We start from the raw sequence: 23,265 nt of genomic DNA, 5'->3' as shown, positions 1-23,265 counted from the left end.
CCAGCCACACACACCGTCGTGCACACACCGCCGTACACACCGTGTCGCCCACATCATGAGGAGCCGCCTGATGTCCGACTTCGTACCCGGGCTTGAGGGAGTCGTCGCGTTCGAGACGGAGATCGCCGAACCGGACAAGGAAGGCGGTGCCCTGCGCTATCGGGGCGTCGACATCGAGGACCTGGTCGGCAGCGTCTCCTTCGGCAACGTGTGGGGCCTGCTCGTCGACGGCGCCTTCGACCCCGGCCTGCCTCCGGCCGAGCCGTTCCCGATCCCCGTGCACTCCGGGGACATCCGCGTCGACGTCCAGTCCGCGCTCGCCATGCTCGCCCCCGTGTGGGGCCTGCGCCCGCTCCTGGACATCGACGAGGCCCAGGCCCGCGACGACCTCGCCCGCGCCGCCGTCATGGCCCTCTCCTACGTCGCCCAGTCCGCGCGCGGCCAGGGCCTGCCCATGGTCCCGCAGCGCGAGATCGACAAGGCCGAGACCGTCGTGGAGCGGTTCATGCGGCGCTGGCGCGGTGAGCCCGATCCGCGACACGTCCAGGCCGTCGACGCCTACTGGACGTCCGCCGCCGAGCACGGCATGAACGCCTCCACCTTCACCGCCCGCGTCATCGCCTCCACCGGCGCCGACGTGGCCGCCGCGCTGTCCGGCGCCGTCGGCGCCATGTCGGGCCCCCTGCACGGCGGTGCGCCCTCCCGCGTCCTCGGCATGATCGAGGAGATCGAGCGCACCGGCGACGCCGTCGCCTACGTCAAGCGCGCCCTCGACAAGGGTGAGCGCCTGATGGGCTTCGGTCACCGCGTCTACCGTGCCGAGGACCCGCGCGCCCGTGTCCTGCGGCGTACCGCCCGCGAGCTGGGTGCGCCCCGGTTCGAGGTCGCCGAGGCGCTGGAGAAGGCCGCCCTGGACGAGTTGCACGCCCGTCGGCCCGACCGGGTGCTCGCCACCAACGTGGAGTTCTGGGCGGCGATCGTCCTCGACTTCGCCGAGGTGCCCGCGCACATGTTCACGTCGATGTTCACGTGCGCCCGTACCGCCGGGTGGTCGGCGCACATTCTTGAGCAGAAGCGGACGGGGCGCTTGGTGCGGCCGTCCGCTCGGTACGTCGGCCCCGCTGCGCGGAGCCCTCGGGAGATTTCGGGGTTCGGCGGGATTTCGGGCTGAGGGGCGGGGCCCTGCCGGGGGCTCCCCAATCCCGCCCCCTTCCCGTAATGGGGGCTCCGCCCCCAGACCCCCGCTCCTCAAACGCCGGAGGGGCTGGATATCTCGCCGGTGCGGCACGGTTCCAGCCCGCCCCGGGGAAGTTTCTAGCCCGTCCGGCGTTTGAGGACGAGGCGCGGAGCGCCGATCAGCGGGGGTCCGGGGGCGCAGCCCCCGGTTCGGGAAGGGGCGGGGTTGGGGAGAGGCTCAGCGCAGCGCCTCGTCCACCAGGCGCCCCCACTCCACCACCACCCGCTTCCGCCGCGCCCCGTCGTCCGTGAGGAGATTCGCGAGCCCGAGGCCACGCGCCATGTCCAGGAGCCCCTGGACGGTCTCCCGCACCCCGGCCACACTCTCGTCGGCCCCGAGCAGCTCCACCGCGATGCGATGCGTCTCACGGCCGACCCGGGCCTCCAACTCGGCGACCCTCGGCCCGAGTTGGGCCTCGTTGGAGGCGGCGACCCACAGCTGCAGGGCGGCCCGGAACAGCGGGCCGGTGTAGAGGTCGACCAGGGCCGCGACCACAGCGGTCCGGTCGGCCCCGGCGGCGGCCCCCTCGGGGAAGAGCCCGCGCAGCGCGGCCGACCGCTCCTCGGCGACGTACTCGACGGCGGCCGTGAAGAGTTCCTCGCGGGTGCGGAAGTGGTGCTGGGCGGCGCCGCGCGACACCCCGGCCCGCTCCGCCACCACGGAGACCGTCGAGCCCGCCCAGCCGTGCTCGGCCAGGCAGGACACGGCCGCCTCCAGGAGCCGCTGCCGGGTGACCCGGCTGCGGTCCTGCTTGGGCGCGCGGTCGTCCTCGGTCACGGCGCCCATCGGCGCTCCTCGGCCCACCGCACCCGTCGGCACTCCTCGGTCCACCGCACCCATCGGCGCTCCTCGGTCACAGCGCCCATGAACGCTCCCGTCGTTCCAGGAACGCCTCCATCCCCTCCTTGGCCTCGGCGGAGCCGAAGCGGTGGGCGGAGAGGGTCACGAGGGCGTCCGTTTCCTTGTCGAATGCGTCAAGAACCCTAGCCGTGACGAGTTTCTTCGCGTCGGCCAGCGCCCCCGGAGCGGCCTTGCGCAGCCCTTCGAGTACGGGCTCCAGGACCACACCGACGCCGTCGTCGGCGCCCGCGTACGCCGTGACCAGGCCGATCCGGGCCGCCTCCGCCCCGCCGAAGCGCTCACCGGTGAGGTAGTAGCGGCTCGCCGCCCGCGCGTCCAGGCGCGGCAGGAGCGTCAGGGAGATCACCGCGGGCACCACCCCGATGTGCACCTCGGTCAGCGCGAACGACACGTCCGGGCCGCCCGCCACCACGATGTCGCAGGCCCCGAGCAGCCCGAGCCCGCCCGCCCTGACGTGCCCGCGCACCCGCGCGACGACCGGCTTGGGCAGCTCCACGAGCTGGCGGAGCAGCGCCACGAACGCCCCGCGGTCCGGCGGTTCGCGCAGGTCGGCGCCCGCGCAGAAGGTGGTGCCGGTGTGGCTGAGCACGATCGCGCGGACGTCTTCGTCCGCGCTCAACTCGGTGAGCGCACCCGCCAGTTCGGCCACCAGCGCCGCCGAGAGCGCGTTGCGGTTGGCGGGCGAGTCCAGGGTGAGCGTGACGATGCCCCGGTCGGGAGCCGAGACCAGGACAGAAGCTGTCCGGAACTCCATCAGAACTCCCTAGTACGACTTGGGCAGGCCGAGGCTCTGGTGGGACACGAAGTTCAGGATCATCTCCCGGCTCACCGGCGCGATCCGTGCGACCCGCGACGCCACGATCAGCGAGGCGAGCCCGAACTCCTTGGTCAGGCCGTTCCCGCCGAGGGTGTGCACGGCCTGGTCGACGGCCTTCACACAGGCGTCCGCCGCCGCGAACTTCGCCATGTTCGCGGCCTCGCCCGCACCCAGGTCGTCCCCGTCGTCGTAGAGCCGGGCCGCCTTCTGCATCATCAGGCGGGCCAGTTCGATCTCGATGTGGGACTGGGCGAGGGGGTGGGCGATGGCCTGGTGGGCGCCGATCGGGGACTTCCAGACGCTGCGCTCCTTGGCGTACGCGACGGCCTGCGCGAGGGCGAAGCGCGCCATGCCGAGGGAGAACGCGGCCGTCATGATCCGCTCCGGGTTGAGCCCGGCGAAGAGCTGGAGCAGCCCGGCGTCCTCGTCGCCGACGAGGGCGTCGGCGGGCAGCCGCACCTCGTCGAGGACCAGCTCGAACTGCTTCTCCGGGGCCTGGAGTTCCATGTCGATGCGGTGGCGGGCGAAGCCCGGGGCGTCACGCGGGACGATGAACAGGCAGGGCTTCAGCTTGCCGGTGCGGGCGTCCTCGGTGCGGCCGACGATCAGGGTCGCGTCGGCGATGTCCACGCCGGAGATGAAGACCTTGCGGCCGGTCAGGATCCAGTCGTCGCCGTCCCTGCGGGCGGTGGTGGTGATGCGGTGCGAGTTGGAGCCCGCGTCGGGCTCGGTGATGCCGAACGCCATCGTGCGGCTGCCGTCGGCGAGCCCCGGCAGCCACGTCTGCTGCTGCGCCTCGGTGCCGAAGCGTGCGATCACCGTGCCGCAGATCGCCGGGGACACCACCATCATCAGGAGCGGGCTGCCCGCCGCCCCCAACTCCTCCAGGATGATGGAGAGTTCGGCGATGCCGCCGCCCCCGCCGCCGTACTCCTCGGGCAGGTTCACCCCCAGGTAGCCCAGCTTGGCGGCGTCCGCCCACAGCTCGTCGGGGTGGCCCTCGTCCCGCACGACACGGGTCATGTAGTCCCGTCCGTAGCGCTTGCCGAGCGCCGCGACGGCCGCGCGCAGCGCCTGGTGTTCCTCGGTCTCGAGCACGGGAGCGTTCACAGTTCTTCCTCCTGTACGTCTTCCTTGACCACAGTGAGCTGTACGTCTTCCTGCGCCGGTCGCGGCCCCGCCTCCTGGTGGGCCGCGGTCGGCTACGCGTCCTCCTGGACCACCGCCAGCAGCGCGCCCACCTCGACCTGCCGCCCCGGTACGGCGTGCAGCGCGGCGAGGACGCCCGCGGCGGGGGCCACCACGCGGTGCTCCATCTTCATCGCCTCCAGCCACACCACCGGCTGCCCCGCCTCGACCCGCGCGCCCTCCACCAGGCCCTCCGCGACCCGCAGGACGGTGCCCGGCATCGGCGCGAGCAGCGAGCCCGGCTCCTGCCGCACGGTGGGCTCGGGAAGGAGCGACAGGGCGTCGAGGGCCACGTTCCCGACGTACACGCGCCCGCCGCCGTACGACGTCACGGTGAACTCCCGCCGCACACCGTCCACTTCGAGCACGACGGTGTCGGGCGCGGCCCGCACCACGCGCACGCCGTCGGCGACCGGGCCGCCCCGCGTGTGCGTGTACCTGACCTCGTGCTCGACGCCGTCGGCCACGGTCCGGTACCGCTTGACCTGGGGCTGCGAGCGCAGGTTGCGCCAGCCGCCGAAGCGGGAGCGGCCGCAGGCGTCGGCGAGGGCGGCGGCCAGCGGCGCGTACCGGACGGCGGGGCCCGCGGCGGGCTCGGTGAGGCCGGGCAGGTGCCGGTCGTAGAACGAGGTGTCCATGCGGGCCGACGCGAACTCCGGGTGCCGCAGGGAGCGTACGAGGAGTTCGCGGTTGGTGACCGGGCCGTGGACCACGGTCCGGTCCAGGGCGCCCGCGAGCTTGCGCAGGGCCTCGGCGCGGGTCGGCGCGTGGGCGACGACCTTCGCCAGCATCGCGTCGTAGTGCACGCCGACGGAGTCGCCGTCCGCGTAGCCGGAGTCGAGGCGCACCCCGTCGGGCACGGCGACGCGGTGCAGGGTGCCGGTCTGCGGGGCCCATCCTGCCGCCGGGTCCTCCGCGTACAGGCGGGCCTCGACGGCGTGCCCGTGCGCGGGCGGGGGCTGCGGGCCCGGCAGCGGCTCGCCCTCGGCGATCCGGAGCTGCAGCGCGACGAGGTCGAGGCCGAACACGGCCTCCGTGACGGGGTGTTCGACCTGGAGGCGGGTGTTCATCTCCAGGAAGTGCGCGCTGCCGTCGGCGGCGAGCAGGAACTCGACGGTGCCCGCGCCCCGGTAGTCGGTGGCGCGGGCGGCCCGCACCGCCACCTCGTGCAGGCCGCGCACCTGCGCGTCGGTGAGCCCGGGCGCCGGGGCCTCCTCGATGACCTTCTGGTGGCGGCGCTGGAGCGTGCAGTCGCGCGTCCCGAGCGCCCACACCGTCCCGTGCGCGTCGGCCATGACCTGCACCTCGACGTGCCGCCCGCCCTCGACGTACGGCTCGACGAACACCTCGCCGTCCCCGAAGGCGCTCGCCGCCTCGGCCCGCGCGGCCTCCAACTCTCCCTTCAGGGCGTCCAGTTCCCGTACGACCCGCATGCCGCGCCCGCCACCGCCCGCGGCCGCCTTCACGAGCACCGGCAGGTCGGCCTCCGTGACCGCGTCCACGGCGAGCGGCGCGAGGCCCATCAGCTCCTTGGCGCGCGTCTTGGACGCCATCGCCTCGATGGCCTCCGGCGGCGGTCCGATCCACAGCAGGCCCGCGTCGGCGACGGCCCGCGCGAAGGAGGCGTTCTCCGACAGGAAGCCGTAGCCGGGGTGGACCGCGTCGGCGCCCGCCGCCTGCGCGGCCTTCACGATCAGCTCGCCGCGCAGATACGTCTCGGCCGGCGCCGCCCCCGGCAGGCGTACCGCCTCGTCGGCCTCGCGTACGTGCGGCGCGTCCGCGTCGGCGTCGGAGTGCACGGCGACCGTGGCGATGCCGAGCGCACGGCACGTACGGAAGACACGGCAGGCGATCTCGCCCCGGTTGGCGACCAACAGCTTGGAGATCATGGGTGATTCAGTCACCTTTCCTCACATCCTGAAGACGCCGAAGCCGCCGCGCGCGCCCTCGACGGGAGCCGTGTGGAGCGCGGACAGACAGATGCCGAGGACGGTGCGGGTGTCGCGCGGGTCGATCACGCCGTCGTCGTACAACCGCCCCGAGAGGAACATCGGCAGCGACTCCGACTCGATCTGCTGCTCCACCATCGCGCGCAGCGCCGCGTCGGCGTCGTCGTCGTACGGCTTGCCCTTGGCCGCCGCCGACTGCCGCGCCACGATCGACAGGACGCCCGCGAGCTGCTGCGGGCCCATGACGGCGGACTTGGCGCTCGGCCAGGCGAACAGGAACCGGGGGTCGTAGGCGCGCCCGCACATGCCGTAGTGCCCGGCGCCGTAGGAGGCGCCCATGAGGACCGACAGGTGCGGCACCCGCGAGTTGCTGACCGCGTTGATCATCATCGCGCCGTGCTTGATGATGCCGCCCTGCTCGTACTCCTTGCCCACCATGTAGCCGGTGGTGTTGTGCAGGAACAGCAGCGGGATGTCGCGCTGGTTGGCGAGCTGGATGAACTGGGCGGCCTTCTGCGACTCCTCGGAGAACAGCACGCCCTGGGCGTTGGCGAGGACGCCGACCGGGTAGCCGTGCAGGCGCGCCCAGCCCGTCACCAGGCTCGTCCCGTACAGCGGCTTGAACTCGTCGAAGTCGGAGCCGTCGACGACGCGCGCGATGACCTCGCGCGGGTCGAAGGGGGTGCGCAGGTCGCCGGGGACGACGCCGAGGAGTTCGTCGGCGTCGTACTTCGGCGGCTCGACGGGGGCGGCCGGGTCGGCGTGCGCCTTGCGCCAGTTGAGGCGGGCGACGACGCGACGGGTCCGGCGGAGCGCGTCGTGCTCGTCCTCGGCGAGGTGGTCGGCGAGGCCGGAGGTGCGGGCGTGCATCTCGGCGCCGCCCAGCGACTCGTCGTCGCTCTCCTCGCCGGTCGCCATCTTCACCAGCGGCGGCCCGCCGAGGAACACCTTCGCGCGCTCCTTCACCATGATCACGTGGTCGCACATGCCGGGGACGTAGGCGCCGCCCGCCGTGGAGTTGCCGAAGACCACGGCGATCGTCGGGATCCCGGCGGCCGACGCCTGCGTGAGGTGCTTGAAGAGGGCGCCGCCCGGGATGAAGATCTCCTTCTGCGACGGCAGGTCGGCGCCCCCGGACTCCACCAGGTGGAGGGACGGCAGCCGGTTGGCGTGCCCGATCTCGTGCGCGCGGAACGCCTTCTTCAGCGTCCAGGGGTTGCTGGCGCCGCCGCGTACCGTCGGGTCGTTGGCGGTGATCAGACACTCCACGCCCTCCACGACTCCGATGCCGGTCACCATGGACGCCCCGACCGGATACTCACTCCCCCACGCCGCGAGCGGCGACAGCTCAAGAAACGGCGTGTCCGGGTCGAGCAGCAGCTCGATGCGCTCCCGCGCGAGCAGCTTGCCCCGGTCGCGGTGGCGCTTGACGTACTTCTCGCCGCCCCCCTCCAGCGCCTTGGCCTGCTCGGCGTCGAGCTCGGCCAGCTTGGCGAGCATGGCGGCGCGGTGGTCGGCGTACTCGGGGCTCGCCGGGTCGAGCGCGGACGCGAGCACGGTCACAGCAGTACCTCCGGGATGTCGAGGTGGCGGGCGCGCAGCCACTCGCCGAGGCCCTTGGCCTGCGGGTCGAAGCGGGCCTGTGAGGCGACTCCGGCGCCGAGGATGCCCTCGACGTGGAAGTTGAGGGCGCGGAGGTTGGGGAGCATGTGCCGGGTCACCTTCAGCTCGCGGCTCTCCGGGACCAGGCTCTGGAACCTGTCGACGGTCAGGTGATGGGCGAGCCACCGCCAGGCGTCGTCCGTGCGCACCCACACGCCGACGTTGGCGTCCCCGCCCTTGTCGCCGCTGCGGGCTCCGGCGACGGTCCCGAGCGGCAGCCGCCGGGTCCGTTCGTACGTCAACGGCTCAGGCAGCTCCGGCGGTTCGACGTCGACCAACTCCCGCGTCCCGCCCGCCGTGGCCGCCGGAATGTCCACGCGCAGCCCGTCCGGCGTCACCGCCACCTGCCGTACGGAGGCCGCGTCGACGTGCACCGCCTCGAACACGCCGTACGGGGTGCCCCTGCCGGGCGGGGCGGTGACGTGGAAGCCGGGGTAGCTGCCGAGGGCCAGCTCGATCGCGGCGCCGCTGAGGGCGCGGCCCACCACGTCCGCGTCCCGGTCGCGCACGACGAGCCGCAGCAGGGCGCTGGCGGTCTCCTCCGTGTCGGCGTCGGCGCGGTCGGTGCGGGCGAGTTCCCACCGTACGTCGGCGGGCCGGGACTTGGAGCGTGCGAAGGCGTCCTCGATCTGGGCGCGCACGAGGTCGGCCTTCGCGTCGACGTCGAGGCCGGTGAGGACGAACACGACTTCGTTGCGGTGCCCGCCGATCCGGGTGAGCCCGGCCTTGAGGGTGGGCGGCGGCGCCTCGCCCCGCACGCCGTCGACGCGGACGCTGTCGGGTCCCTCCTGGGTGAGGCGGACGGTGTCGAGGCGGGCGGTGACGTCGGGCCCGGCGTAGCGGGCGCCGGACGTCTCGTACAGGAGCTGCGCGGTGACCGTGCCGACGTCGACGGTCCCGCCCGTCCCGTCGTGCTTGGTGATGACGCAGGAGCCGTCGGCGTGCACCTCGGCGAGCGGGAAGCCGGGCCGGATCAGCGTCCCGGCGTCGAACTCGGTGAAGAAGGCGTAGTTGCCGCCGGTGGCCTGGGTGCCGCACTCCAGGATGTGCCCAGCGATCACGGCGCCCGCGAGCCGGTCGTGGTCGCCGGGGCCCCAGCCGAAGTGGGCGGCGGCGGGCCCGGTGACGAGGGCGGCGTCGGTGACGCGGCCGGTCACGACGACGTCGGCGCCCGCGCGCAGCGCCTCCGTGATGCCGAAGCCGCCGAGGTAGGCGTGGGCGGTGAGGGCGTCGCGGAAGCGGGGGCCGAGGTCGTCGCCCTCGACATGGGCGACGCGCACGTCGAGGCCGAGGCGTTCCGCCAGCTCCCGCAGTTGCTCGGCCAGTCCGGCCGGGTTGAGTCCGCCCGCGTTGGTGACGACCCGCACGCCTCGGTCGACGGCCTCCCCCAGGCACTCCTCCATCTGCTTCAGGAACGTCTTGGCGTACCCCCGGTCCGGGTCCTTCAGGCGGTCCCTGCCGAGGATGAGCATGGTCAGCTCGGCGAGGTAGTCGCCGGTGAGGACGTCGAGGGGGCCGCCGGTGAGCATGTCCTTCACGGCGGTGTGGCGGTCGCCGTAGAAGCCGGAGGCGTTGCCGATACGCAGGGGGGTGCGCGGGTCGGCGGCGCCTCGTCCGCCTCGCGCGGTGGCCCCGGCGCTCACGCCCCGCCCTCCTCGGCACTCTTCGCACTCGCCCGGCCTTCTCCCGGCGGGCCCGCGAACGCCTGGGCGATGGTGAGCCAGTGCTCGGCGTCGGGGCCTTCCGCTCGCACCGCCAGATCGTCGCGATGGACCCGACGGGTGACGAGGAGGCAGAAGTCGAGGGCGGGCCCGGTGACGCGCTGGGCCGCGTCTTCCGGCCCGTACGTCCACAGGTCGCCGCCGGGCGCGCGGAGTTCGACGCGGAACTCCTCGGCGGGCGGGGTGAGTCCGCGTACCGCGTACGCGTAGTTCCGCGCCCGGACGCCGATGCGGGCGACGTGCCGGAGGCGGTCGGTGGGGGTGCGGCGGACGCCGAGGGTGTCGGCGACGTCCTGGCCGTGGGCCCAGGTCTCCATGATCCGCGCGGTCGCCACGGAGGCGGCGGACATGGGCGGCCCGTACCAGGGGAAGCGGGCTCCGGCGGGCGCGGCCCGCAGCGCGCGCTGCAACGCCTCGCGCCCCTCCCGCCACGAGGCGAGCAGCTCGCCCGGTGGCACCGCGGCCCCTTCCCGGGCGCCGTCGTCGACGAACGTGTCGGGCGACTTGAGCGCGACGGCCGCGTGCGCGGCGAAGGCGTCGGCGTCGGTCACCGCGAGCAGGGCGGCCTGGTCGGTCCAGGCGAGGTGCGCGATCTGGTGGGCGATGGTCCAGCCCGCGGCGGGGGTGTCCACCGCCCACCGCTCGGCACTCAACTCCCCGACGAGACCGTCGAGTTCGGCGCTCTCGTCGCGGAGGTCGTCGAGGACGACGGTGACGGTGCTGGCGGCGTCGGATGCGGGCGCGGCTTTGGGTACGTCGGACACGGGGCGCTCCCCTCGGGGACGACGGCGTGTCCTGGAGCATGGCAGCGGCAACAGAAACAAGCAAGCGTGCTTGGTTATTTTTCGCGAGGCGGGTTGCTTTCCGGCCACAGCGGCGTGGCACCGGTGCGTGGCGTACGCCTGGGCGGGCGAGGACGCCGGGAGGCCGGGGACGACGGTGCCCCCGGCCAGATCTGGCCGGGGGCACCGTCAGGGTGGTGTGAGTCAGGGGGTGAGATCCAGAATGCGCACCGGCTCGCCCGCCCAGCGACTGGGAGCAGTGGTGGCCACGATGGCACCGTCGGGACGATCCGCGGTCGGCTGTGCCGCGTACTGGCTGTGCGCCGCGGACCAGGTCTCCTGTCGCGCCACCGCCAACGCGGCGGGCAAGTCGAGGTCCAGGACGGTGATGCCGGGCAGAGCCGCGAGGTGTTCGGCCGTGCCGGGCCGGGCCCGGTCGGCTTCGACGAGCGCACATGCCGGGGCATACAAGAACCAGCCGGGTTCGGCGTGAGCTCGGTGGATCAGGCGCGAAGCAAGGACGTTACCCCTGCCTGCTGCGGCCATCGCCGTGTCATCCAGGACGATGTGCATGGCATCGCTCACCGGGCGGCCACCCGGGCCAGACGCCGGTCCAGCTCACCGTCCAGGTCCCGCTGCTCGGCCGCGGTCGGCGCGTAGCCGTTCCAGCTCTTCAGCTCGGCCAGGGCCTTCTCGGCCCGCTCGGCCCGCTCAGCCGGGGTGAGCAACGTCTCGGCCAGACGGGCCAGGTACGCGCGCAGCGACAGGCCCTCGGCAGCCGCTATCGCCGCGAGACGATCCTTGGCTTCCTCAGGGATGCGGACATTGGCATCGGACATCGACGCTCTCCTTTCCACACCAAGAGGGTACGGGTACGTACCCGTACCCTACAAGTGGTGGTGCGGGGAGCCCGGCACCGGGCGGTCGTAGTATTCCGGTCTCTCAGAACGGTGCTTCACGTGATGCGCGTCTGCATGGCCCGCAAGGAGGCGGCTTGCGCCTCGCGCCATGCCCTCCGCAAACGAGTCCCCTCGGCGCACTGGGTCGTGACGTGATCCTGCGGGCACTGGCGAAGGTGCTGCATGTACGCGGCATAGAGGCGGGACGACTCATCGTCGGGTGGGGGCGGGGTGAAGCGGGGCGGCCTCATGGTTCGACCGGCCTCAGGGCGTCGGCGGTCGCGAGCAGGGCCCGCAGGTGCGCCGGGTCGCAGAGGCTGCCGGGGTGCTGGGGCGGGACCACCCAGGCCGCGAGCATCGAGAGGGAGCCGGGGCGCGGAACGCCGAGGTGGACGCCGGTGGTGAGGCGTTCCTCGGCGCCGTCCCAGTCGGCGGTCGGGGCGACCAGGACGTAGTACGGTCAGCTGCCGCTGCGGGTGTCACGGATCACGGGACCGTGCAGCCAGTCGGCCAGGGAGGCGGCCACCGTCCGCGGTTCGTCGCTGCCCACGGCGGCGTGGATGCGCTCGGCGGGGACGCGCACCGCGTCGAAGCGGCGGCCGAGCGGGAGCAGCGCGATGCCGTGGTGCGACCACTCCGCGTGCGCTTGGCCCGGGACGGGGTGGGCGTGCGCCAGCCAGTCGGAGAGTGCTCTGTTCTCGTGGACGTTCACGAAGCATCCCTGCCCGTCGTCACGCCGCCCGGCCCACCGCGCGCCGGTTCCTTGACGTGCAGGAAGCCCCCTGCCCGCTCGATCTCGCGTGCCACCTCGTCGAATTCCTGCGCGACCGGCGAGATCATCGAGCGCCACGCCGTGAGCACCGCTCCCGCCGTGCGGGAGTTGACGCATGCGACGGCCCGCCCGAGTCCGGGGCGCCCGTGCGGCGGCAGCAGCCCCGCGTGCTCCTCGATGACGTCCGTGATCTCCCACCCGAACGCCTCGGCGTACTCGGTGCACTCCGCGCGGGGCGCCGTCATGTCCGTGTGCGCGGCACCGCACAGGTAGATCACGCAGCGGAAGCGCTCTATCCTCGCGGCCCGAGCCGGCACGTCGGCCGCCCCGGGCGCGACGCCCGCCGCGGCGTCGGCGAGTCCCGCACGCCGCCTCAGCTCTCCCTCGGTGCGGTGGGTCCCCGTCCGCCCCTGCCTCTGCTGTCCGCTCTCGATGCCGACCATGCGGAAAGCGTGCCCGGGCGATCACGCGGAGTGAAGTGATGTGGCGTACGACCGCGCGAGGTTGCCGGGCGCCCACTCGTACGCTCCGTAGGGCTCAGGCGATCAGGGGTACGCCGATCAGTTCGCTGATGGTCCGTACGCGGGCCGTGGACACCTTCGCGAGGCGCTTTCCGATGACGCCGGGCAACGCCTGGTGCCTGACCCACTCCGGGGCGTCGAGGCCCACCTCGACGAGGGTGTCTCCGGCCTGGTCGTGGAGTCCGGCGGCGCACTGCGCGAGGGCGACGTCGAGTTTGTAGCGGTTGCGGGCCACCTTCGACATGGACGCGGGCAGCTTCTTCATGTCGGGCTGGCATGCGAGTTTGAGCGCACGGCCGTAGTTCCCCAGTGCCACGTGGATCCCAACGGCCTCGGTCTTCGCGGCCGTTGGGCCAAAGCTGGTTCCGTACAGCTTCTCTTCCCGGCCGAGCCGCGCCGCCGCCGCGTGCGCCTGCGAGATGTAGTCGTCGGCCGCGCTCTCGTCCTCGTGCCTCGACGCCGCCACGGCGGCTGAGATCATCAGGCGGCCGTACGCGAGCAGTTGCGGGCGGGACCCGCTGCTGAACGACGGCTCGATCGCCAGGGCCGCACGCTCTGCCACGGCCACGGCACGGGGCAGCTTGGCGCCGCGCAGGTAGATCCATGACAGCGTCGACTCAAGGAGCGCCGTCATCACGGGGTCATCGACGTCCTTCGCCAAGTGCTTCGCCGACGTCAGCGCGCTCAGCGCCAGGTCTCGCCGCGCGAATCCGTTCGAGCACGACGCCGCCACGCGGTACGTGCTGGCCAGGATGGATCCCAGCCGCTCACGCTCGTCGCCGGTGGCACTGGCGTACCGCACCTGCCCTTCCATGAGGACCTTCGACGCGTAACTGCTCACCTTCGCCGTGTCACTCGCCCAATAGGCGTCCCACGCGCGATTGCGGGCCTCGCCCAGTTCCTCGACGGTGCTCGGGTCCTCGATGCCTTCCCATTCGCCGAGGGCGCTCTCGTGCACGGCGTCGGAGAGCCGTCGCAGTGCGGCGCGGTCGCCCTGGTCCATGCCCCGGCGGGGGGCCTGCTGCCCCAGGATCACGGACACGTCCGTGTTCAAGGCGTGCGCAAGCTTCAGCAGCGAACCGACAGACAGCTCGCCCCGGTCCTGCTCGGCCTTCTGGATCAGCGCGAGGGAGAGTCCTGCGGCCTCGGCGAGCCCCTGCTGTGTCAGATCCGAGCCCCGCAGGTGCTTGATCCGCTTACCGTTCGTCAAGTCGGCCCAGTTGCTCACGGTCACCCCAGTGCGTTAGCTCAGGCTGCTGCACTTCGATGGTAAGTCCCGGCTCAGGGCGCCGTCTTCGCCTTGCCTCGCCCGACCTGCGTTCGCACCGCCCCCATGCTCGCCGCGATGACCAGGCCGATCGCGAGGGATTCGACGAGGGTGAGGGACTGGCTGAGGATCAAGAAGCCCGCGACGGCGGCGATGGCCGGTTCCAGGCTCATCATCACGGCGAACGTGGACGCGGGCAGGCGGCGCAGGGCGAGGAGTTCGAGGGTGTAGGGCAGGACCGAGGACATGACGGCCACGGCGGCGGCGAGGCCCAGGGTGCTGGGGACGGTGAGCTTCGAGCCGGACTCGACGATGCCCAGGGGGAGGACGAGGATCGCCGCGACGGCCATGGCGAGGGCCAGGCCGTCCGCCGCCGGGAAGCGGCGGCCCGTGCGAGCGCTGAAGACGATGTACGTCGCCCACATCGCACCCGCCGCCAGCGCGTACGCCACCCCGACCTTGTCCAGCGCCCCGAAGCCACCGGCACCGCCCCCGCCGAGCAGGAAGACGCCGCACAGGGCGAGCCCCGCCCAGACCATGTTCACCAGGCGGCGTGAGGCGATCACGGACAGGGCGAGCGGGCCGAGGACTTCGAGGGTGACGGCCGGGCCCAGCGGGATGCGGTCCACGGCCTGGTAGAAGAGGCCGTTCATCGCGGCCAGCGTCGCGCCGAAGGCGAGGACGGTGCCCCAGTCCGCGCGCGAGTGGCCGCGCAGGCGCGGGCGGCAGATGACGAGCAGCACGAGCGCGGCGAAGAAGAGGCGCAGGGTGACCACGCCGAGTGCTCCGGCGCGCGGCATCAGGCTGACGGCGATGGCGCCGCCGAACTGGACGGAGACACAGCCCGCGAGGACGAGGCCGACGGGTCCGAGTGCGGCGCGGCGGCCGCCGGGGCCACCGGACGCGCCCCCGCTGCCGGTCGCGCCCTCGGCCGCCCCCGCCACCTCGGGCTGCCCGACCGTCACCGGCGCCTCGGCGGCGGCCATGCCCTCGGGCGCCGCCGTGCCGTCCGTACGAGAGATGTTCACGCCACGCCTTTCTCGCCGTCGCCGCCGCGACGACCAGCCGTACAGTCCACGCTCATGGACTTCACCGTCCAAGGTAATGGACTACGTCAGGGATGTGAAACCCTTTCGCGGCTTACGAAGATCACGGCGCGGCCGTCCCCGGGGAAAGCTCACTCTTCGTCCAGGGACTCCGCCAGGACCTCCGCCAGATGCCGCCCCCGCACCCCCGCCAGCTGCTCCAGCTGCGTGCGGCACGAGAAGCCGTCCGCCAGGACCTCCGCGCCGGGCGGTGCCTGCCGGACGGCGGGCAGCAGCTGCTCCTCCGCGCAGGCCGTCGACACGTCGTAGTGCCCCTTCTCGAAGCCGAAGTTCCCCGCGAGGCCGCAGCAGCCGCCGGACAGCTCGCCGTCGAGTCCGGCGGCGGCGCGCAAGCGCCGTTCGGCCTCGTCGCCGAGGACGGCGTGCTGGTGGCAGTGGGTCTGGCCGACGGCGGGCCGGTCCAGGCGCGGCGGCCGCCAGTCGGGGGCGTACTCCTCCAGGGCCTGCGCGAACGTACGGACCGAAGCGGCCAGATCGCGCGCCCCCGGCTCGTCCGGCGCGGCCAGCTCGACCAGGTCCGTCTTCAGGGCGGCGGCGCAGCTCGGTTCGAGGACGACCAGGGGCGTGCCCGCAGCCAGGAGCGGGCGCATCAGCTCCAGGGTGCGGCGCTGCACGGCGCGGGCCTGGTCGAGCTGGCCCGTGGAGACGTAGGTGAGCCCGCAGCACACGCCGTCCGGGGGCAGCACGACGGTCAGCCCCGCGGCTTCGAGCACGCGGACGGCGGCGCGGGCGACGGCGGGCGAGAGGTGGTCGGTGAAGGTGTCGGGCCACAGGGCGACGGTGCCGACGGAGCTGTGGGACCCAGGGGAGCCACGCCGACGCCACCACCGCCGGAACGTCACCGGCGCCACCCGCGGCAGCGCCCGCCGCGGCTCGATCCCGCCGAGGCGCTTGGCGAGGGCCGCCAGCGGGCCGACGGCGGCGAGGAGATTGGCGACGCGGGCCGTGCGCGTCGCGGCGACGAGGCGGAGCCAGCGGGGCAGGCGGCCCATGGCGTAGTGCGCGGCGGGCCTGCGCCGCCCCGCGTAGTGGTGGTGCAGGAACTCGGCCTTGTACGTGGCCATGTCGACGCCGACGGGGCAGTCGGAGCGGCAGCCCTTGCAGGACAGGCACAGGTCGAGGGCGTCGCGCACCTCGGTGGAGCGCCAGCCGTCCTCGACGACCTCCCCGGCGAGCATCTCGTGCAGGAGCCGGGCGCGGCCGCGCGTGGAGTGCTCCTCCTCGCCGGTGGCGCGGAAGGACGGGCACATCACGCCGCCGCCCGACGCGGCCGTCGTCGTACGGCACTTGGCGACGCCGACGCACCGGCGGACGGCGGCGGAGAAGTCCCCGCCGTCGTGCGGGTAGCCGAAAGCGACGTCGACGGGCTCGCGGGGCAGGGGCGCGAAACGGAGGTTGGTGTCGAGGGGGGCGGGGCGGACGAGCATGTCGGGGTTGAGGAGACCTGCCGGGTCCCAGAGGTCCTTGACGCGCTCGAAGAGGCGGACGAGTTCATCCCCGTACATCTTCGGCAGCAACTCCGCGCGGGCCTGCCCGTCACCGTGCTCACCGGAGAGAGAGCCCCCGTGCCCGACGACAAGATCGGCGAGGTCTTCGGAGAAGCGCCGGAAACGGGCGATGCCGGGGCTCGTGAGCAGGTCGAAGTCGATCCGGACGTGAATGCATCCGTCACCGAAGTGCCCGTACGGGGTGCCGCGCAGGCCGTGTTCGCCGAGGAGGGCGCGGAAGTCGCGGAGGTAGGGCCCGAGGCGGGCGGGCGGCACCGCGCAGTCCTCCCAGCCGGGCCAGGCCTCCGTGCCGTCGGGCATGCGGGTGGCCGTGCCGGAGGCGTCCTCGCGGACCCGCCACAGGGTGCGCTGCCGTGCGGGGTCGGTGACGACGACGGCGTCCACGCAGTCCGCGCCGCGCACGACGGCCTCGGCAGCCGCCGTGGCCTCCCCCGGCGTGCCGCCGCCCGTCTCCACGAACAGCCAGGCGCCGCCCTTGGGCAGGCCGCGCGGGTCGCGCACGAGGTCGGCGGCCATGCCCTCGACGGTGAGGGGCCGGTACGGGAGCAGGCCGGGGGCGGCCTCGGCGGCGGCGCTCTCGTCGGTGTAGCCGAGGACGGCGAGGGCGCGGGCGCGCGGCGCCTCGACGAGGCGGACGGTGGCCTCCGTCAGGATCCCGAGGGTGCCTTCGCTGCCGCAGAAGAAGCGGGGGAGGTCGGGGCCGCGCTCCGGGAGGAGGGCGTCGAGGGCGTAGCCGGAGATGCGGCGCGGGAGGTCGGGGAAGCCGGTGCGCAGGAGGGCGAGGTCGGCGTCGACCAGGGCGCGGAGTCCGTCGGGGGCGCCGTCCCAGGTGCCGCGCTCCAGCGTCCGGGGCGCGCCGTCGCCCCGCACCACCGTCACCGCCCGCACGTTGTCCGCGGTCGTGCCCCAGGCCACGGAGTGGGAGCCGCAGGAGTTGTTGCCGATCATGCCGCCGAGGGTGCAGCGGCTGTGCGTGGACGGGTCGGGCCCGAAGGTCAGCCCGTGCGGGGCGGCGGCGCTCCGCAGGGTGTCCAGTACGAGGCCGGGCTGCACGCGGGCCGTGCGGGCGTCCGGGTCCAGGTCGAGGATCCGCGCCATGTGCCGGGTGAAGTCCAGGACGACTCCGGTCCCGGTCGCCTGCCCCGCGATGGACGTCCCGCCGCCGCGGGCCACCACCGGCACGCCGTGCTCCTGGCAGGCGGCCAGGGCTGCGGCCACGTCGGCCGCGTCGCGCGGGGCGACGACGCCCAGCGGGACGCGCCGGTAGTTCGACGCGTCCATTGTGTGCAACGCCCGCCCCGTGAGGGAGAAGTCCACGTCACCGCGCACCTCGCGCCGCAGCGCCTGCTCCAACTCGTTCCCAGTACCCATGCCCCACAGGTTGCCCACCGCTGCACCCCTACTCACCGCCAACATCAACGCCACAGTCGTCCGGGGCTGTGCCCACCCTTCCCCAAGCTCTCGGCTCCGCTCGAGCAGGGGAGACCCCTATCGCCCTGCGGGACGATTGCCCACAGCGGAAGAGGAAGCCCCCCGACCTCAGCGACGCCGAACGACCGAACCCGGCACCGGGAGGCACGGCCGCCCCGAACCGGAGGTCGACGGCGGGGCGGGCCGGGGGCGCGGAGCCTGCGGCCGACTGGAAACGGGCGGGCGGGCGGGAGAGAAAACCCGCGCGGTAGCGCGGGAACCCACCCACCACCCGCACCGGGCAACGTCTCGCGGGATGGACGAGCCCGACCCCCCACGTCCCAGAACAGCTAGGCTCCCCTGCGTGGCTGAGATCCAGATTCCCGCTGACATCAAGCCCGCCGACGGCCGTTTCGGCGCGGGCCCCTCCAAGGTGCGGACGGAGGCCCTGGACGCCCTGGCCGCGACCGGCACCTCCCTCCTCGGCACGTCCCACCGCCAGGCGCCGGTGAAGAACCTGGTGGGCCGCGTCCGCGACGGCGTGCGCGAGCTGTTCCAGTTCCCCGAGGGCTACGAGGTGATCCTCGGCAACGGCGGCTCGACCGCGTTCTGGGACGTGGCGACGCACGGCCTGATCGAGAACAAGTCGCAGCACCTGTCCTTCGGCGAGTTCAGCTCGAAGTTCGCGAAGGCGGCGAAGCTGGCCCCGTGGCTGGCGGAGCCGACCGTCGTCACGGCCGACCCGGGCACGCACCCCGACCCTGAGGCGGAGGAGGGCGTGGACGTGTACGCGTTCACGCACAACGAGACGTCGACCGGTGTGGCGGCCCCGATCCAGCGGGTCCCGGGCGCCGACGCGGGCTCCCTGGTCCTGGTGGACGCGACGTCGGGCGCGGGCGGCCTGCCCGTGGACATCGCGCAGAGCGACGTGTACTACTTCGCGCCGCAGAAGTCCTTCGCGTCGGACGGCGGCCTGTGGGTCGCCGCGTTCTCCCCGGCGGCGATCGAGCGCGCCGAGCGGATCCACGCGAGCGGCCGTCACGTACCGGAGTTCTTCAGCCTGCCGACGGCCATCGACAACTCCCGCAAGAACCAGACGTACAACACCCCCGCGCTCGCGACCCTGTTCCTGCTCGCCGAGCAGCTGGACTGGATCAACGGCCAGGGCGGCCTCGACTGGTCGGTGCGGCGCACGGCGACGTCGGCGCGGACGCTGTACGGCTGGGCGGAGGAGTCGAAGTACGCGACCCCGTTCGTCACGGACCCGGCGAAGCGCTCGCAGGTCATCGGCACGATCGACTTCGCCGACGAGATCGACGCGGCGGCCGTCGCCAAGGCACTGCGCGCGAACGGCATCGTGGACACGGAGCCGTACCGCAAGCTGGGCCGCAACCAGCTGCGGGTGGCGATGTTCCCGGCGATCGACCCGGCGGACGTCGAGGCGCTGACGAAGTGCGTGGACTACGTGATCGAGAAGCTGTAACACCACACGCCACGCGCCGCACACCACACACCACACACCACACACCGCACACGAGAACGGCCCGGGCACGCTCCAAGCGCACCCGGGCCGTCCCCGTACCTCCGAACCCTCAGCGCCCGCCCCCCCCGAACGCCGAGCGCAGCGCCCCCTACCGGCTGAGCCGCTTGAACCTCCGCACAGCCATCGGCAGGAACACCGCCGTCAGCACCAGCGGCCACACCACCGCCATGAGCACCGCGTTCTGCTCGATCCAACTGGACCCGCCCGCGCCGGGGTTGCCGAAGAGTTCGCGGGCCGCCGTGCCGGTGGACGACACCGGGTTCCAGGCGGCGACGGGCCCCAGCCAGTCCGGCATCAGGGACGGCGCCACGAACACGCTGGAGACCATCGTCAGCGGGAACGCCACCGCGTACAGACCGCCGGCCGCCTCCGCGCTCGGCACGAGCAGGCCGAGCCAGACGCCGACCCAGATCAGGCTGAAGCGCAGCAGGAGGAGCAGGGCGAACGCGCCCACCGCGTTGAGGGCGCCGTTGCCCGGCCGCCAGCCGATCGCGAGGGCCGTGAGCGTGAGGATCGTCAGCTCCGCGCAGGCCACGACGAGGTCGGAGAGACCGCGCCCGGCCGACACCGCGGAGGGTGCCATGGGCATGGAGCGGAAGCGGTCGATGACGCCCTTGGAGGCGTCCGTGACGACGCCCATCGCGGTGTTCATGAAGCCGAAGGCCATGGTCATCACGAACATGCCGGGCATCAGGAACTGCTTGTAGTCGCCCTCGCCGCCGGGCACCTTCATGGCCTCGCCGAAGACGAAGCCGTACAGGAGCACGCTGATGATGGGGAAGCCGAGCTGCCAGGCGATCATGATGGGCTGGCGCTGGAAGTGGGTCAGATAGCGGCGGGTGATGTTGAGGGTGTCGGCGACGGCCCAGTACGCCCGCCCGCGCTCGGCCCCGACGGCGAGACCGCCGGCCTGGCCGCCCCCGGAACCCCCACCGCTCATCGTCGTCGTCATCACGTCACTCATGCCGCGGCTCCCGTCCGGTCCAACCCCTGCGCCTGCCCCTGCCCTTGCTGCCCCTGCCCTTGCTGCCTCTGCTCCTGCTCGTCCGGCTCCCCCGCGGGCCGGCCCCCCGTCAGCCGCAGGAACACGTCGTCGAGGCTCGGTCGCCGCAGCCCGATGTCCTCGACCGCGATCCCCTCGTCCTGGAGGGTGCGCGCGACGTCGGTGAGCGCGCCCACCCGGTCGCTGACGGCGGCCTGCACGCGGCGCTCCGCGTCGACGGTCTCGGGCACGCCGTCCGCGACGCGGGCGACGGCCCTGACGGCGGCGGGCAGGTCGGCGGGTTCGGCGACGACGACTTCCAGATGGCTGCCGCCGACGGTGGCCTTGAGGCCGTCGGGGGTGTCGTCGGCGATGGCGCGGCCCTGGTCGATGACGGTGATGCGGGAGGCGAGCTTGTCGGCCTCCTCCAAGTACTGCGTGGTGAGCAGAACGCTCGTTCCCCCCTCCGTCAGTGATCGTACGGAGTCCCAGACCTCGCTGCGGCCGCGCGGGTCGAGGCCGGTCGTCGGCTCGTCCAGGAAGAGGACGGACGGGGCGAGGATCATGGAGGCGGCGAGGTCGAGGCGGCGCCGCATGCCGCCGCTGTACGTCCCCGCGCCCTTGTCGGCGGCGGCCTCCAGGCCGAACTGCTCCAGGAGTTCCTGGGCACGGCGCGCGGCCCGCTTGCCGCCGAGGTGGAAGAGGCGGCCGAACATCTCCAGGTTCTGCCGCCCGCTGAGGATCTCGTCGACCGCTGCGTACTGCCCGGTCAGGCCGATGCGGCCGCGTACGACACGGGGGTCGCGCCGGACGTCCGCGCCGCCGACCGTGGCGCTGCCGCCGTCGAGCCGGATCAGCGTGGACAGGATGCGCACCGCCGTGGTCTTGCCCGCGCCGTTCGGACCGAGCAGGCCGTGCACCGTGCCGTGGGCCACGGTCAGGTCGAAGCCGTCCAGGGCCAACTTGTCGCCGTACCGCTTCTCCAGACCGCGGGCCCGGACCGCGTACTCGCCGGCGTCGCCCTGCCCGCCGAAGTCACTGTCGCTCACTGCCCCTCCAACTCCCACCCTTGTGAGTACACCGTACCCAATTAAGAGTACACCGTACTCAGTTTCTGCCCAAGGGCTTATCGTGAGATCCATGGCGACGACGGAGACCAGCGGCAGCGGCGACATCACACGCAGCCTGGAACTGATGTGGGGCGGCGGCGAGCGCCCCACGCGCGGACCCAAACCGGCCCTGACGCTGGAGCGGATCGTCACCGCGGCGGTGCGGCTCGCCGACGCCGAGGGCATCGCCGCGGTCTCCATGCGCCGCCTCTCCACGGAGCTGGGCACGGGCACGATGTCCCTCTACCGCTACGTCCCCGGCAAGGCCGAGCTGCTCGACCTGATGCTCAACCACGTGCAGGCGCCCGGCGACGACGAGGAGGCCTTCCACGGCGGCTGGCGCACGGCCGTCGCGGCGTACGGACGCGCGACGCTGGCGCAGTACCGACGCCACCCCTGGCTGCTCCAGGTCAACCAGGCGCGCCCCGTGCTCGGCCCGAGCGCGGTCGGCGGCCTGGAGCGGGTCCTCACCTACATCAAGCCGATGGGCCTGACCGACCCCGAGCTGATCTCGGTCCTGATCATGGTCGAGGGCTACGTCTCCGGCGTCGCCCGCAACCACGTCCACGCGGCCCAGGCCGCAGCCGACTCACAACTCTCCGACGAGGCCTTCTGGGAGGCCCAGCGCCCCGTCCTCGAACGCATCATGGAAAGCGGCGACTTCCCCCTGATCGCAGCCCTCTCAGAAGACGCCTTCGGCTCCGACTTCGACCACTTCGAATTCGGCCTCCAACGCATCCTGGACGGCCTGGAGGTCCTGGTGGAACGGCGGCAGCGGGAGTCCGCGGGTTAGCCGCCCTTCTTCCCGAACAGCCGCTTCAGCCCGAACACCGCCACCAGGACGGCGGCGATGGCGAGCGCACCACCCTTGTACCCGCCGCCGAACGCACCCCCGTCGTCACTGTCGGACCCCGAGCCGCCGCCCGCCGACCCCGAAGGCGCCCCCGCCCCCTCCACGTCCCTCGCCTCGACGTCGCTCTCCTGGCCCTCCGTGCCGAACATGAGGCGAGAGCCGTCCGGGCTGTACGTCAGTGACTCGCCCTGACGTTGGAGAGGCACGCTCAGGCGGCCCTCGCGCTTGATCTTGCCGTCGCCCTCCCAGCGGTAGGTGACGCCGCCGAGGTAGCCGCGCAGGGCGAGCTGCTTGCCGTTGGGGGAGAAGGCTCCGTCGGTCGCCCACAGGTCGACGTCGGCCACGCGCTGGAAGACGTTGGTCCGGGACGTGGACATCCGCGCGGGCGGCGGGCCCTGGTAGAGACTGCCCTCGCCGTCCTCCTTCTTGTCCACGATGTAGACCCGGCCGGTCTTCGGGTGGACCATCATCGACTCGGCGTCGCGCGGCCCGTCGGAGTACTTCACGACGTACTGCTTCGCGCGGATCGACTGGTCCTTGAGCTGCTTGGGCTCGGGCAGCTTGTAGATCCACACGAACGACCACTTGCCGCCGAGGTTGTCGCCGATGTCGCCGACGTACAGATCACCGTCGGGCCCCATCGAGATCGCCTCGATGTCGCGCGGCTTGCCCACCCCCGTCATCGTGACCGTGGCCACGGTCTTCCCCGTGGCGCTGTCCACCGCGTACAGGAACGCGCCCTTGTCCTGGTCGTTGTGCGTCCAGTACACCCCGGGGTGCGCGCGGGACGCGACGAGCCCGCTGGACTCCGTGATCCGGGGGTCCTTGATGCTGAACCCGTCGTTCCCTTTGCCCCCCTTGCCGTCGTCGGCGTGGGCCGCCGGGGCGGTGAGGACCGTGAGGGCGAGCGCCGTGGACACGGCGACGGCGGCGGTGGCGACGGCACCGGGGACCACAGGCGGAAGCGTGCGCATGGCCCCAAGCGTGCCATCCGCGCGGCGCACCCGGCCCCGGGGTCGCGCGGCGTGCTCAGCCTCACACGCGGCGGGGCGGCCGGACACCCCCCGGTACCGCGATG

General features: G+C 73.0%; 20 protein-coding genes. 3 read left to right on the top strand and 17 right to left on the bottom strand.

Annotated elements, in window-relative coordinates:
• The first annotated feature begins 70 nt into the window (after nt 1-70).
• Nucleotides 71-1,171 (top strand): citrate synthase 2, encoded by a 1,101-nt coding sequence (locus OO63_RS25195; protein ID WP_030361520.1) that lies wholly within the window; start codon nt 71-73, stop codon nt 1,169-1,171.
• Between the two features lie 243 nt (nt 1,172-1,414).
• On the opposite strand, the gene OO63_RS25190 is transcribed toward OO63_RS25195, so the two are convergent.
• From OO63_RS25190 to OO63_RS25120, 14 genes are all read right to left on the bottom strand, one after another.
• Complete coding sequence (locus OO63_RS25190) at nt 1,415-2,023, bottom strand: TetR/AcrR family transcriptional regulator (protein WP_030361519.1); 609 nt, start codon at nt 2,021-2,023, stop codon at nt 1,415-1,417.
• Nucleotides 2,024-2,090: 67 nt separating this feature from the next.
• Complete coding sequence (locus tag OO63_RS25185; protein WP_030361518.1) at nt 2,091-2,852, bottom strand: enoyl-CoA hydratase family protein; 762 nt, start codon at nt 2,850-2,852, stop codon at nt 2,091-2,093.
• A 9-nt stretch (nt 2,853-2,861) separates the two neighbouring features.
• Nucleotides 2,862-4,025: an acyl-CoA dehydrogenase family protein gene (locus OO63_RS25180; protein WP_030361517.1), complete on the bottom strand. Its 1,164-nt coding sequence runs from the start codon at nt 4,023-4,025 to the stop codon at nt 2,862-2,864.
• 92 nt (nt 4,026-4,117) lie between these two features.
• Entirely contained in the window at nt 4,118-5,992 is a 1,875-nt protein-coding gene (locus tag OO63_RS25175; protein ID WP_030361516.1) for an acetyl/propionyl/methylcrotonyl-CoA carboxylase subunit alpha, read from the bottom strand.
• Between the two features lie 21 nt (nt 5,993-6,013).
• On the bottom strand, nt 6,014-7,615 hold the full coding sequence (locus tag OO63_RS25170) for an acyl-CoA carboxylase subunit beta (RefSeq protein ID WP_030361515.1): 1,602 nt from the start codon (nt 7,613-7,615) through the stop codon (nt 6,014-6,016).
• Nucleotides 7,612-9,357, bottom strand: coding sequence for an acyclic terpene utilization AtuA family protein (locus OO63_RS25165; RefSeq protein WP_051811167.1), 1,746 nt, complete (start codon nt 9,355-9,357; stop codon nt 7,612-7,614). The genes OO63_RS25170 and OO63_RS25165 overlap by 4 nt, the downstream gene beginning before the upstream one ends.
• Nucleotides 9,354-10,199 (bottom strand): TIGR03084 family metal-binding protein, encoded by an 846-nt coding sequence (locus OO63_RS25160; protein ID WP_051811166.1) that lies wholly within the window; start codon nt 10,197-10,199, stop codon nt 9,354-9,356. Before OO63_RS25160 ends, OO63_RS25165 begins: the two co-directional genes overlap by 4 nt.
• 222 nt (nt 10,200-10,421) lie before the next feature.
• The gene (locus tag OO63_RS25155; protein ID WP_033264450.1) at nt 10,422-10,790 is read right to left on the bottom strand and encodes a PIN domain-containing protein; all 369 of its coding nucleotides are present in this window, start codon (nt 10,788-10,790) and stop codon (nt 10,422-10,424) included.
• Nucleotides 10,791-10,798: 8 nt separating this feature from the next.
• The gene (locus tag OO63_RS25150; RefSeq protein ID WP_030361511.1) at nt 10,799-11,056 is read right to left on the bottom strand and encodes a hypothetical protein; all 258 of its coding nucleotides are present in this window, start codon (nt 11,054-11,056) and stop codon (nt 10,799-10,801) included.
• A 520-nt stretch (nt 11,057-11,576) separates the two neighbouring features.
• Nucleotides 11,577-11,828, bottom strand: coding sequence for a hypothetical protein (locus OO63_RS46925; RefSeq protein ID WP_030361509.1), 252 nt, complete (start codon nt 11,826-11,828; stop codon nt 11,577-11,579).
• The gene (locus tag OO63_RS25135; RefSeq protein ID WP_051811165.1) at nt 11,825-12,331 is read right to left on the bottom strand and encodes a recombinase family protein; all 507 of its coding nucleotides are present in this window, start codon (nt 12,329-12,331) and stop codon (nt 11,825-11,827) included. Before OO63_RS25135 ends, OO63_RS46925 begins: the two co-directional genes overlap by 4 nt.
• Before the next feature lie 94 nt (nt 12,332-12,425).
• The gene (locus OO63_RS25130) at nt 12,426-13,637 is read right to left on the bottom strand and encodes a helix-turn-helix domain-containing protein (protein ID WP_030361507.1); all 1,212 of its coding nucleotides are present in this window, start codon (nt 13,635-13,637) and stop codon (nt 12,426-12,428) included.
• A 53-nt stretch (nt 13,638-13,690) separates the two neighbouring features.
• Nucleotides 13,691-14,662 carry an EamA family transporter gene (locus tag OO63_RS25125; protein ID WP_106983465.1) on the bottom strand — a complete coding sequence of 324 codons (972 nt, stop codon included), beginning with the start codon at nt 14,660-14,662 and terminating at the stop codon, nt 13,691-13,693.
• A gap of 191 nt (nt 14,663-14,853) precedes the next feature.
• Nucleotides 14,854-17,661 carry an FAD-binding and (Fe-S)-binding domain-containing protein gene (locus OO63_RS25120; RefSeq protein WP_030361505.1) on the bottom strand — a complete coding sequence of 936 codons (2,808 nt, stop codon included), beginning with the start codon at nt 17,659-17,661 and terminating at the stop codon, nt 14,854-14,856.
• A 403-nt stretch (nt 17,662-18,064) separates the two neighbouring features.
• Here OO63_RS25120 and serC point away from each other — a divergent pair, with 403 nt between their 5' ends.
• Nucleotides 18,065-19,183 (top strand): phosphoserine transaminase, encoded by a 1,119-nt coding sequence (gene serC, locus OO63_RS25115; protein WP_030361504.1) that lies wholly within the window; start codon nt 18,065-18,067, stop codon nt 19,181-19,183.
• A gap of 148 nt (nt 19,184-19,331) precedes the next feature.
• On the opposite strand, the gene OO63_RS25110 is transcribed toward serC, so the two are convergent.
• Both OO63_RS25110 and OO63_RS25105 read right to left on the bottom strand, forming a co-directional pair.
• Nucleotides 19,332-20,183, bottom strand: coding sequence for an ABC transporter permease (locus OO63_RS25110; protein ID WP_051811171.1), 852 nt, complete (start codon nt 20,181-20,183; stop codon nt 19,332-19,334).
• A 20-nt stretch (nt 20,184-20,203) separates the two neighbouring features.
• A complete protein-coding gene (locus tag OO63_RS25105) occupies nt 20,204-21,274 on the bottom strand; it encodes an ATP-binding cassette domain-containing protein (protein ID WP_051811164.1) in 1,071 nt (356 codons plus the stop codon).
• Nucleotides 21,275-21,365: 91 nt separating this feature from the next.
• On the opposite strand from OO63_RS25105, the gene OO63_RS25100 reads away from it, so the two are divergent.
• Nucleotides 21,366-22,127 carry a TetR/AcrR family transcriptional regulator gene (locus OO63_RS25100; RefSeq protein WP_030361501.1) on the top strand — a complete coding sequence of 254 codons (762 nt, stop codon included), beginning with the start codon at nt 21,366-21,368 and terminating at the stop codon, nt 22,125-22,127.
• Here OO63_RS25100 and OO63_RS25095 read toward each other — a convergent pair.
• Entirely contained in the window at nt 22,124-23,161 is a 1,038-nt protein-coding gene (locus OO63_RS25095; RefSeq protein ID WP_030361500.1) for an esterase-like activity of phytase family protein, read from the bottom strand. The two genes, OO63_RS25100 and OO63_RS25095, sit on opposite strands and share 4 nt — an antisense overlap.
• Nucleotides 23,162-23,265: the final 104 nt, after the last annotated feature.

Origin of the sequence: Streptomyces alboflavus (assembly GCF_000716675.1) — a bacterium.
In the GTDB taxonomy this organism is placed as follows: domain Bacteria; phylum Actinomycetota; class Actinomycetes; order Streptomycetales; family Streptomycetaceae; genus Streptomyces; species Streptomyces alboflavus.
Note: the sequence above shows the minus strand (reverse complement) of the source record. Positions and strands in the feature narration are given on the sequence as shown.